Source organism: Lentilactobacillus hilgardii, from assembly GCF_009832765.1.
Taxonomy (GTDB): domain Bacteria; phylum Bacillota; class Bacilli; order Lactobacillales; family Lactobacillaceae; genus Lentilactobacillus; species Lentilactobacillus hilgardii.
Map to the genome: position 1 here is coordinate 2,279,786 of NZ_CP047121.1, position 11,984 is coordinate 2,291,769.

At 40.3% G+C, this 11,984-nt stretch carries 8 protein-coding genes, 8 tRNA genes and 1 riboswitch; of the genes, 1 reads left to right on the top strand and 15 read right to left on the bottom strand.

Going from position 1 to position 11,984, the window contains the following annotated elements; translation table 11 throughout:
* Nucleotides 1–29: 29 nt before the first annotated feature.
* Together GQR93_RS10885 and GQR93_RS10890 are read right to left on the bottom strand one after the other, a co-directional pair.
* A complete protein-coding gene (locus GQR93_RS10885; RefSeq protein WP_004466852.1) occupies nucleotides 30–2,525 on the bottom strand; it encodes an ATP-dependent Clp protease ATP-binding subunit in 2,496 nt (831 codons plus the stop codon).
* Between the two features lie 15 nt (nucleotides 2,526–2,540).
* On the bottom strand, nucleotides 2,541–3,008 hold the full coding sequence (locus GQR93_RS10890; RefSeq protein ID WP_003559478.1) for a CtsR family transcriptional regulator: 468 nt from the start codon (nucleotides 3,006–3,008) through the stop codon (nucleotides 2,541–2,543).
* 381 nt (nucleotides 3,009–3,389) lie between these two features.
* Here GQR93_RS10890 and GQR93_RS10895 point away from each other — a divergent pair, with 381 nt between their 5' ends.
* Nucleotides 3,390–4,646 (top strand): ISL3 family transposase, encoded by a 1,257-nt coding sequence (locus GQR93_RS10895; RefSeq protein ID WP_003555416.1) that lies wholly within the window; start codon nucleotides 3,390–3,392, stop codon nucleotides 4,644–4,646.
* Nucleotides 4,647–4,743: 97 nt separating this feature from the next.
* Here GQR93_RS10895 and GQR93_RS10900 read toward each other — a convergent pair.
* From GQR93_RS10900 to GQR93_RS10960, 13 genes are all read right to left on the bottom strand, one after another.
* Nucleotides 4,744–4,817 (bottom strand) — tRNA-Pro (locus GQR93_RS10900).
* Between the two features lie 64 nt (nucleotides 4,818–4,881).
* Nucleotides 4,882–4,955, bottom strand: a tRNA-Pro gene (locus tag GQR93_RS10905).
* Between the two features lie 35 nt (nucleotides 4,956–4,990).
* Nucleotides 4,991–5,064 (bottom strand) — tRNA-Arg (locus tag GQR93_RS10910).
* 57 nt (nucleotides 5,065–5,121) lie between these two features.
* Nucleotides 5,122–5,193, bottom strand: a tRNA-Gly gene (locus GQR93_RS10915).
* A 4-nt stretch (nucleotides 5,194–5,197) separates the two neighbouring features.
* Nucleotides 5,198–5,271 (bottom strand) — tRNA-Thr (locus tag GQR93_RS10920).
* 16 nt (nucleotides 5,272–5,287) lie between these two features.
* Nucleotides 5,288–5,369, bottom strand: a tRNA-Leu gene (locus tag GQR93_RS10925).
* A gap of 18 nt (nucleotides 5,370–5,387) precedes the next feature.
* Nucleotides 5,388–5,460, bottom strand: a tRNA-Lys gene (locus GQR93_RS10930).
* A gap of 2 nt (nucleotides 5,461–5,462) precedes the next feature.
* A tRNA-Val gene (locus GQR93_RS10935) sits at nucleotides 5,463–5,535 on the bottom strand.
* A 587-nt stretch (nucleotides 5,536–6,122) separates the two neighbouring features.
* Nucleotides 6,123–7,406, bottom strand: a complete 1,284-nt coding sequence (gene serS, locus GQR93_RS10940) for a serine--tRNA ligase (protein ID WP_004466849.1) — start codon at nucleotides 7,404–7,406, stop codon at nucleotides 6,123–6,125.
* A gap of 334 nt (nucleotides 7,407–7,740) precedes the next feature.
* Nucleotides 7,741–8,379, bottom strand: a complete 639-nt coding sequence (locus GQR93_RS10945; protein WP_003559474.1) for a deoxynucleoside kinase — start codon at nucleotides 8,377–8,379, stop codon at nucleotides 7,741–7,743.
* Between the two features lie 81 nt (nucleotides 8,380–8,460).
* Nucleotides 8,461–9,507, bottom strand: coding sequence for a tagatose 1,6-diphosphate aldolase (locus tag GQR93_RS10950; RefSeq protein ID WP_004466845.1), 1,047 nt, complete (start codon nucleotides 9,505–9,507; stop codon nucleotides 8,461–8,463).
* A 133-nt stretch (nucleotides 9,508–9,640) separates the two neighbouring features.
* Nucleotides 9,641–11,122 (bottom strand): amino acid permease, encoded by a 1,482-nt coding sequence (locus tag GQR93_RS10955; protein WP_003635641.1) that lies wholly within the window; start codon nucleotides 11,120–11,122, stop codon nucleotides 9,641–9,643.
* Between the two features lie 96 nt (nucleotides 11,123–11,218).
* Nucleotides 11,219–11,397, bottom strand: a riboswitch (Lysine riboswitch).
* An 81-nt stretch (nucleotides 11,398–11,478) separates the two neighbouring features.
* A complete protein-coding gene (locus GQR93_RS10960) occupies nucleotides 11,479–11,982 on the bottom strand; it encodes a GNAT family N-acetyltransferase (RefSeq protein WP_004466842.1) in 504 nt (167 codons plus the stop codon).
* Between the last annotated feature and the right edge of the window lie 2 nt (nucleotides 11,983–11,984).

Below are 11,984 nucleotides of genomic sequence, written 5' to 3' on the forward strand. Positions count from 1 at the left end.
TGTCAAATAAAAGTCTCGAGAATCATATGCTATTTTTTATTGTTAACTAACGCCTGTCGATCGGGCTTTTTAACAGAAATTGTAATCTGATTGTTTCGACCACCAACAGTAACCGAATCACCTGGAACAATTTCTTTCGACAATAATTTTGCACTTAAATTATCTTCAAGCTCAGTTTGAATAGCTCGACGAATTGGACGTGCACCATATTGAGGATCAAACCCAACTTTTGAAATAATCCCAATCGCCGTTTTGGTAACTTTAATATCAATTCCTTGATCATGGATTCGTTTAATAACCGGTTTAGTCATTAACTTAACGATCTGGTCAAGTTCTGCCTTGGTCAATGAGTGGAAGACAACAACTTCATCAATTCGGTTCAAAAACTCTGGACGGAATCGTTGCTTAAGAGCAGCATTAATCGTGTCCTTCATTGCACTGTAATCTTCCTTGGTATCTTCTTGGCCAAAACCAACAGTCTTCTTATCGCGAAGTGTCGTAGCACCCAAGTTGGAAGTCATGATAATAACCGTATTTCTAAAATCAATCTTTCGACCCTTGGAATCTGTCAAATAGCCATCATCAAGCACTTGCAAAAGCAAGTTGAAAACATCCGGATGTGCCTTTTCAACTTCATCAAACAGAACAACTGAATAAGGTTTTTGTCGAACTTTTTCAGTTAATTGACCGCCTTCATCGTAGCCAACGTATCCCGGTGCAGATCCAATCAAACGACTGGTTGAGTACTTTTCCATATACTCACTCATGTCAACCCGAATCATATCGTCCTCAGAGCCAAAGACCGCCTCAGCAACCGCCTTTGCAAGCTCTGTTTTACCTACACCTGTAGGCCCCAAGAACATAAATGAACCAATTGGGCGATTAGGATCTTTCAGTCCGCTTCGTGCTCGACGAATTGAACGTGAAACGGCTGAAATAGCTTCTTCTTGACCAACAACTCGTTGATGAAGGACAGCTTCCAAATTAACTAACCGATCTGCTTCGGTTTTACTCAAACGAGTAACTGGAATGCCAGTCCATTCGGCAACAATTTGAGCCACATCCTGACTGGTTTCTTTAACCGGATAATGAGCCTCGGATGATTCTTCCGGCTCCTCATCTTGCTTAGTTAGCTCATCTTGTAATTTATTAGCCTGTTTTCGAATCTTCGAAGCTTTCTCGTAGTCTTGGGCAACAAGTGCCTCATTCAGTTGAGCAAGGAGATCTGAAAGTTTCTTGTGATCGTCGACAACATCTGAATTCTGCAGATGATCAATTCGTACCTTGGCAGCAGCTTCATCCATTAAATCAATGGCTTTGTCTGGAAGGAAGCGATCACTGATATAACGATTGGATAGGTTAACAGCTGTTTCAATAGCATCGTCAGTAATTTCAACATGATGATGTTGTTCATATTTAGGACGCAGGCCCTTTAAAATCTGAACGGTCTCATCTGCCGTTGGTTCATCAACCGTAACTTTGGCAAATCGACGTTCCAACGCTGCATCCGATTCAATATATTTTTGATATTCATCAAGAGTAGTGGCACCGATTAATTGAAGCTCGCCACGTGCTAACGCTGGTTTCAAAATATTGGAAGCGTCAATAGCGCCTTCTGCACCACCGGCACCAATCAACGTATGCAATTCATCAATAAACAGAATGATATTTCCGTCTTGATAAATCTCCTCGATGACTTTCTTAAGCCGATCTTCAAACTCACCACGATATTTGGTCCCGGCAACCAGTGAGCCCATGTCAAGCATCATTAAACGCTTATTAACCATGTCCCCAGGTACGTCACCGTTTACAATTCGCTCTGCAAGTCCTTCTGCAATTGCAGTTTTACCAACCCCAGGCTCACCAATTAGAACCGGATTATTTTTAGTTCGTCGCGCAAGGATTTGAACAACCCGCTTAACTTCCAAATCACGGCCAATGGTTGGGTCCAAACGATTCTCACGTGCCATTTCAGTTAAATCACGGGCTAGTGAATCAATAGTTGGTGTTTTACTGTCTTTTTGTTTGGATGGACGGGCGCCCCGTTGCTTTGATGACATATTAGATGCCATTGAGCCGCCACTAATCCCCATCTTTCTTAAAGTTACTTTACGAATTTGTGATAAATCAAGGCCTAAGTTAATCAAAATTCTTGAAGAAAGAATCGTTTCATCTGTTAATAATGAAAGTAAAATGTGCTCTGTTCCAACTTTTGGAACGCCATTTTTCTTCGCAAATTCTCCGGCTTGTGCCAATACTTCCTTAGCCTTAGGAGAGTATGGTAAATAATCGTTACTGCTAAGATCCTTCAGATTACCATACCCGGCAAAGCGTTCTACTTCTTCTGTAATGTCTTCCGCAGTCACTGAGAACTGTTGAAGAGCCTTATATGCGATCCCATTAGTTTCAATCAGTAGACCTAGTAACAGGTGCTCAGTACCGATAGCTTGGTGCTTAAATTTCTTTGCCTGTTCCTGAGCAATGGTTAAAACGTTCTTAGCGCTTGGAGTGAATAAATTATTCATAGATACCCTCGCTTTCTATCGTTCGTAACGCAAACGATTCAATATTGATACCATAATGTTTGCTCTCATGATATCAGTTAAATCACTATTGTTAAGGTCAATTGCATCTTTGTCAATCGCCGCTAAAATAATGCTCACTTCACGACGACTAATTAAGTCATTATTATATAACGTTTGGACGATGGTTTCACTATCTCTTTTCGACAATTTGTTACCAATTGCGTCAATCAACGAGTTCAACACGTCAATGTCATCTAATAAATGAACCTTCTCTATTCTAATGTAGCCGCCACCACCCCTTTTACTTTCAACAATATACCCATTTTGAATTGTAAAACGCGTGTTAATAACATAATTAATTTGCGACGGAACAACGTCAAATAATCCAGCAATTTCCGATCGGCGAATTTTCACTTGTTCGTTGTCGGCAAGTATTTCCTTCAAGTAACGTTCAATTAAATCAGAAATGTTTTCGTCGGCCATGCTCTCACCCAATTCTTTGACTAATATTGACTTTAATTATACGAAGAAAGTGAGAAAATGCAAAGAAAAGGATTCGACACCCCTTAATTCATATTATTGGCCATTAATCATTGTGAAAAAGAAACGGCTATCTTTTGTATCCTACAACGGCAAGAATCTCAATTCCAAGTCTTCCAGCATGCGTCAAAACTCGGAACACATTTATATAATATTATAGAAGAAAAATCAATCATAAAGCCCTCAACGGCAAAATATCAAAAAATAGAGGGTCTAAAATTTTTGGGGTTGATACCGTAAGGTATCAATCTTTTTTTGCATATAAATAGGGCATCGCCCTACTATTGAATTAGCCAATAATTCAGATAGAAAGAAGTAAAAACGATGTCCCAAGACAAGCTTATCTTAAATTTAGTTGGTTTAAAAGACCCCCACATTCACTTCGAGGCTGATGCTAAAACCCAAACCGGGCTATATCACGGTCATCCGGCATTATTTATCAATGCTAAATTGCTTAAAAAGATTTCACAGTGTCCAAATTGCGGGTTTGCTGATTGCCTTGTAAAAGACGGTCATAAGACCGTTAATTTAAAATTATCCCCACAGAGATTCCACTTATTAATTCTCCGGTTAGCTAAGCAACGGTTTCTTTGTAAACACTGTGGTTCAATCATTACTTCGCAAACGGATGCTGTTAAGCCTAACTGCCAAATTTCCAAGAACGTTTGGCAATCAGTGGTGATGGACTTTCATGATAATATGGCAGCGACACTGATTGCTAAACAAAACGGGGTTTCTGCCAGTACCGTCAATCGAGCATATCCGCAAGCAGCGCAAATGATCAGTAATCGGTTTGTTCGCTTACCGAAACATCTCAGTTTTGATGAGTTTACCTCTTCGCACCAAAATCGGCGCATGCGGTTTATCTTTCAAGATGCCGATCATCATAATCGAGTCGTTATTCTGTATGGCCGCCGTAAGGCGTTCCTCAGGAGCTACTTCATGCAGTACTCACACAAAGAACGAGCTCGCGTTAAAACCATTTCTGTCGATCTAAACGCTGGCTACGTTCACCTAATCCCAGAGCTTTTCCCTAAAGCCAAAATTATAATTGACCGCTTCCACATCATTCAAATGACTCAAAGGTCCCTAAATGAGGTACGTTTGTCAGTCGCGAAAAAGCAACCTCATTCCTCGCGTGAATATCGGATGATTAAGAAATATTGGCGTTTATTCGACAAGCCCTTTGATAAGCTGGAAGCTAAACGACTCTATTATCGGACACCGTTAAAACGAGAGATGACTAGTCAACGAATTGTGACAGATGCCGTTGCCCTTAGCCCTAAATTTACCAGTGTTTACTTGGTTTATCAGGATATTTTAACGGCTGTTCAAAGACATGACCAGGATTTACTTGCCAAGACGATCTGTGACTATCGAAAACTCAATTGTTCAATGGATACCACTATTCGTAGCCTAAAACAAAACTTAAAAGCAGTTACCAATTCCTTGAAATATGCTTACTCCAATGGACCTCTTGAGGGAGTTAACCGCAAAATTAAAGCTATTGGTAGAACTGCTTACGGTTATCGGAATTTTGACCATTATCGAACTAGGATTCAAATGGAATTATTTGCTTAATTCAATTAATGCAAAAGAAAAAGCAAATCCTTTCGGATTTGCTATATAAGCTGATATCAACCTCAGTTGACAAAGAGCCAAAATAGAGACAAAAAAATCGGGAAAACAAGATTTGAACTTGCGACCCCTACGTCCCGAACGTAGTGCTCTACCAAGCTGAGCTATTTCCCGATAATCAAGTATATTTAATTAACAATAACAATATATCACATATAACTGCTATGAGACAAAAAAATCGGGAAGACAGGATTCGAACCTGCGACCCCCTGGTCCCAAACCAGGTGCTCTACCAAGCTGAGCTACTTCCCGAGACTGCCAGTTGTCAAATTCATGGCAATAAAAAATGCACCCAGTAGGAGTCGAACCTACAACCTTCTGATTCGTAGTCAGACACTCTATCCAGTTGCGCTATGGGTGCAAAATAACTATTAAGTTTAAGTATCTCGATACTTCCCGATATTAGGACTACCGAGGAAGCGGAAGACGGGATTCGAACCCGCGACCCCCACCATGGCAAGGTGATGTTCTACCACTGAACTACTTCCGCAAAATGCCGACTAGACGATTCGAACGCCCGACCTCTTCATTACTAGTGAAGCGCTCTAACCAACTGAGCTAAGTCGGCATATATAATGGTTCTATGCGGGCGAAGGGATTCGAACCCCCACGTCATAAGACACTAGAACCTAAATCTAGCGCGTCTGCCAGTTCCGCCACGCCCGCATTGTAAAAAACTGGCAATGAGCCGTGGCAGTCTCGAACTGCCGACCCTCTGATTAAAAGTCAGATGCTCTACCAACTGAGCTAACGGCTCAATGGAGGATACAGGGATCGAACCTGTGACCTCCTGCTTGTAAGGCAGATGCTCTCCCAGCTGAGCTAATCCTCCATGAAAACATTCATGAATCCATATGTTGTTGGTAGTTACAACATCAAAACAACTATTAAATTTTACCATTATTACTCACTCGAAGTCAAGAAGTAATTTTAATTTAGTTAGTTGTCTGAGCCGGTATCGAAAGCGTTTAACGAATTTCCGACAAGAAATATTATAGCGTATTCTGTCCGTCTTTACCAGAACATTTTTTAATTTTCTTGAATTTTTTTATGAATCCTGCATTTTTTTAAAAATAACAAATCCAGATTCCTTTTATCACATAGGCTTAAAGATATAGGTACTGATTACCAAATTGCTTAAAGTACGGACTCGTTTCTGTCTTTCCTTTGGATAAAAAAAGAGATTGGAACAAGTCAAAGTTCCAATCTCAACTTATCTCTCCGACGAATCCGGTCAAATCGTTTTCGCGTTTCAAGAATTAGGGGGATAACGATTAAACTAACTGCAGTGAGAGGGGGATCTCGAAGCAATTAATTTGTAGCCCAAGTCATTAACCAGTCGGTTCCTAATTTGGGTTACATAGTTATATACGTTAGAAAAATTCAGCTATCTTTTTTAATTTTAACTTTTTTTCATTTTTAATGTTGTTTTTCAATTTTAGTTTTGCCATGCATGTATGGTCGCAAAACTTCTGGAATCGTAACTGATCCATCTTCATTTTGATAATTTTCCAAGATAGCTGCAACGGTCCGACCAACAGCCAATCCCGAACCATTTAACGTATGAACATAATGAAGCTTTCCATCTTCGTCACGATATTGAATATGAGCTCTGCGGGCCTGGAAATCGGTTGTATTGGAGCAACTCGAAATCTCACGATACTTATCCTGAGCAGGGAACCAGACTTCTAAGTCATGAGTCATCGCCGCCGTGAAACTCATATCGCTGGTTGTCAATGTGATGACATGGTAGGCAAGCCCAAGCTTCTTCAAATTATCTTCAGCCTGATGAGTAATTTGCTCCAACGCATCCCAAGAATCCTCCGACTTAGTAAATTTCACCATTTCAACCTTATTAAATTGATGTAATCGGATCAATCCTTTTGTATCCCGACCAGCGCTACCGGCCTCTGAACGAAAAGCTGGTGATAAGGCAGTAAATGATACCGGCAATTTTTCTTCAGGAATAATTTCATTTCTATAATAGTTAACAAGCGGTACTTCAGCAGTTGGAATCATCGTCAGATCAGTACCGGTGATTTCGTAACCGGCTTTACTTTCCAGGAACTTTGGAAATTGTCCGGTTCCATACATCGAGGCACCGTTTACCATATACGGGGGAATCACCTCTTGGTAACCGGCTTCGGTATTTTGATCCAAATAAAAGTTATAAACGGCGCGCTCAAGCAATGCACCATCACCCATATAATAAACAAACCGACTACCGGAAACTTTTGCCGCCCGCTCGAAATCTAAGATCCCCAAATTCTCTCCAATATCCCAATGATGTTTTGGCTTAAATCCGAAGGAAGGCGTCTCACCAACTCTTCGTAATTCCACTGACCCATCTTCTGTTAAGGACACAGGCACATCATCCGCGGGAATATTAGGTAAGTGGGCTGCCAAATCATTTTCATCAATCTCAATTTGGTGCAGCTGCTCATCCAAATCCTTAATTGTTTGACCGGTTTTTTTCATTTCGGCAATGGCTTCAGAAGCATCTTCCTTGTTTCGTTTTAATTGAGAAATTTTATCTGAAACATCATTTCGAGTCGCTTTCAATGATTCGGATTTTACAATCAAATCACGTCTTTTGGCGTCAAATCCCAGTAGTTCATCAATTGTTTCAGCTTTGACTCCTCTGGTTGCAAGTTTTTCCTTAGTGTAATCGGGATCTTTTCGAATCTTTTTAATATCAAGCATAGGTAAATTGTTCCTCCTCATAGGTTTTCAGTATCATCAAGTTATTTTGAAATCAACAGCCAACATAATTAGTTTCAATGCCGACAAAAAAGAATCCTTCGTCACTGGGACGAAGGATTCTTTTCGCGGTACCACCCAAGTTCTCGACATTTTTGTCAAGCTCTCAAAGTATGGTAACGGCATACAACCGTGCGGCATTACCCGCCCATTAACTTGTGCTGGAATATTCGATAACAATTCACACCAACCATTGTCTCTCTGTAATCTACTTAATAGGCACAAAACGTTTTAATCTGTCTCGATTATAACGAATTTTTTTCCAAATCACAAGCAGTCAAATTGCTAATTGGTTTATTTTCTGATCGATCAAATCAAAGACAGCATGTCTATCAGTGTCCTTTTCAACAAAGTCAAATCGATCACCATTAATTTGAATTTTAGCTGATTTGTCATAATTTTCATACCATTGCTGATAGCGTTGATTAAGATCCTTGTAATACTGATATAAACTAGGATCGTTATCAATTTGTTCAAACGGTCGACCACGTTTCTTAATACGCGCCAACATCGTCTCAAACGATATGTTAATGTGAATCAGCAGATCGGGATTCTTACTATGGGAAGTATGTGGCAACTCCTGCATCATATTTTGCAGCAAAGAATCGTAAATATTAACTTCTGTTTCAGTTGCCCGACCAAGATCAGCATTTAAATGAAATAGCAATGAATCTTCAAAAATAGAGCGGTCCAAAACGCTTTCTTCATTTTTCCATGCCTTTTTGATATCAGCCATTCGGCGATTCAAAAAATCAATTTGCAATAGGAACGCGTATTTTTTCGGGTCTTTATAAAAAAGCGGCAAAATCTGATTATGATCAACTGATTCATAATAGGCCGGCGTTCCGAGATGTTTTGACAGCATATGAGTCAGTGACGTTTTCCCGGCACCGATCGTTCCAGCTAAAACAAGCATGTTTAAATCCCCTTATTCGTTTTTATAACAGCACAATATATTGTACTAGTTCTGAATAATGGGTGCAACATCTAGTATCAATTATTTTAAATCAGAAATATCAATTACCTGAATGTTATCTTTGCCGCCATATGCTTCAAACCATGGCGTTGCATTTTCCGAAAGAATCTTGGTTAGATCGGTAACATTCCGAGTTCCCTTACGTTTCAGCCAATCAACCAAACCATCTTCTCCATCGCGGACAAACAGATCGACGCCCTCAATCCAAGTTGCGCGCCCACTCAATACACCATTAAATTGGGCACCTGCACTCCCCGCAAGTTTAAGTTCACGCTGGAAGATATCTGTTGGAACACCGGCACTCAGGAAAATAAACGGTCGGGTTGCTTCATCACTTAATTGTTTGAGATATCCTTTTGCTTGATTCTCAGTATAGGCCGACTCACCGGCACTCGCCTCCCAGCCCTCGATGTACGTTGGGTTGAATGGTACCTCCATTTTTAAAACATCGATATGATATTTATCCTGGGTAAATTCTTTCATAGCCCGAAGAACAAAATCCGGCTTTTCTTTGGCAAATTCCAATGATTTACTATTATATCGATCATCATAAGTCACAATCTCAAAAAATGTCGGCGTTTCGGCAGCCAGTCCTTCAGTACCATACCGTTCTGCGAAGGCTTTCTTTTGGTCGTTAATTTCATCAGGATCATCCGGATTAAAATAAAGTAATACTTTTAACGCGTCCGCACCTTTGGAAACCATAATCTGAGCCGATTGATCAGGAATCAAGCTTGGTAGTCGGCCGGGCTCGTTGGCATCATAGCCGGTCTTTTCATAAGACATAATCAAACCAGTGTCTGGATCTTTCGCTTCAATACCCTTAAAGCCCATTTGCTCATCCAGTAAAACGGCAGAACTCAACGGACTTAAAATGCGGGAAACGACTTCTTTAAAATCATAAACCATCTTCATACTGAAAAGTTTTCCGTATTTTTCTGAAGCTGTTTTCATCATTTTGACTAACGATCCACGCTGATCTAACGCCAATGCATCAATTTTTCCTTCATCATTGGTTAATTTCAACATTCTTTGATATTTGCCCTTTGAAAGGAGCTTTTTTGCCATAAATCTCACCTCATATTTTTAATATACCAATTATTAGATTCTATTTAGTTATTATACTCTACCGCAATTGTTCTGTACAATAAAAATAATTGGACTACCCCAATATGGGATAGTCCAATTATTGAAAATGAGATTAATTATCATTTAGTTTTGAAAGATCTTCCTCTTCGTGAGATGGGGAAATATCAACCTTTTCAAGTGGGATGATTTTCGTATGCTTTTTCAGTTTATAGCCAAAATACAAAACCAGTACCAGTGGCACACTAATATACGTCACTAAAATTTGTGTCCAATCAAAATGCATAAATGCACTTGGATTTTGTCCCACAATAACCAAAATACATAAAATCAAACAAAGAATTGGGCCGAACGGGAACAATTTGGCATGGTACTTCAATTCCTTCAAATCGTGCCCCTGCTTAACAAAAGCCCTTCTAAATCGATAATGCGAAATAGCAATTCCAAACCAGGCAATAAATCCGGTCAATCCGGACGCGGCTACCAGCCACATGTAAATCTTTGGTCCGGCAATACTTGAAATAAATGTCAGAAGCGATACAACCGTTGTTGCAATCAAAGCATAGTAAGGGATGCCGTTTGCAGCAGTCTTACCAAATCGCTTAGGCGCATAGCCACTATTTGAAAGAGAGTACAACATTCGTGTTGACGCATACATTCCCGAATTGGCTGAAGAAATAACCGAGGTTAAAATAACAGCATTCATAATACTTGCTGCCGCGGCTAAACCGGCTCGTTGAAAGACTAACGTAAACGGACTAATGGCGATATCTGTCGTACTGGATCCCAACAGTGAGTGACTCGTATACGGAATAATTGCCGCAATCACGAAAATAGTCAATATATAGAATAAAATAATTCGCCAAAAGACTTCATTAATCGCCTTTGGAACACTGTGTTGCGGATCTTGAGATTCACCGGCTGTAATACCGACCAGCTCCGTTCCTTGAAATGAAAATCCAGCGACGACGAAGACACTCAAAATAGCAGGAAACCCACCAACAAAGGGAGCTTGTTTGATAGAAAAATTTCTTAACCCAATGAAATGGCCACCCATAATGCCAAAAATTGTTAAACAACCAACACCCAAGAAAATAATGATGGTCACAACTTTAATCAGGGACATCCAAAATTCCGTTTCACCAAACGCCCTAACCGACATTGCATTAATCGATAAAATAATGACTAACGCAATTGCACTCCAAATCCATTGAGGAATATTAGGAAGCCAAAATGCCATTACCAGTGCAGCCGTGCTGATATCAACGGCAACGGTAATCGCCCAGTTAAACCAATAATTCCACCCCATCGCAAACCCCAAAGCAGGATCTACATACTTAGCTGAATAGGCAGCAAACGATCCGGAAATCGGCATGTTGGTTGCCATTTCACCTAAGCTGGTCATTAAGAAATAAACCATCATCCCCATAAAGAAGTACGCTGTTAACGCCCCCAAAGGACCCGCTTGAGAAATGGCAGACCCACTGGCAACAAATAATCCGGTACCAATACAGCCACCAAGGGCAATCATTGACACATGACGCGCCTTAAGGCCCCTTTTAACCTGGCCATTGCCGTCGTTTCCATTTTCATCCATTATCTAAAACCTCATCTCTAAATTTTTGATCCGAATCAGACTACAAAAAAAGTCCCTTTCAAAAATATATTGAAAGAGACGGTAAGTGTTTTTCAACATCTTGATAGCTCCCCGTGGCGGTCAAACCACGACAGTCCTTAATTTGTTAAATTAAGTCCCAACAGACAGTCAGAAAAGTAACTGTCCATTTCGGCACTCATCCCTTTTTACTTCAGTCCCAACTTCTTTTCAAGTTCCTGAAATATACTCTTAATGAATGCGCCTCTACTCGAATACATTGATTTGTCTGATTATTTACTTTTTAACACTAAGAATTGTAACTCAATTCACGACATATGACAACAAACGTGGTTTCGTCATGTCAGCTTCAACTCATAAATCACCTTTTGACGGCCAACAATCGGATCACGCATCTCCGTTACAAATGCAAACTTTAGACGCTTTAAAAGGGCCGTCGAACGCTTGTTATCAACAAATACCTCCGCAACAATCGACTCAACCAAAGGATGTCCCCGAAGATTAGCTATGAGTCCGGTAATTGCTTCGCTCATATAACCCTGTCGCCAACAGGTCGGTGTGAGGAAATAACTCATTTCCAAATGATGATCATCCGGACGGCCGCCTTTACCGATTCGTTTAAATAATAAAATTGCACCAATTAATTGAGATCCCTTAAAAATGCCGTACGATCCAGGTGCTCGCAGCTGCCGCTTTAAGGCACTTTGAATCATCTGGGGGTTATTGATCAAGTTAAAGCCCGCACCGCTTTCAACTTCCGGCTGGGACGTTAAATCAGCATATTGGGGATAATCATCCAGGCCAAGATGCCGAATAACCAGCCGCTGTGTATAAATCGTCAATT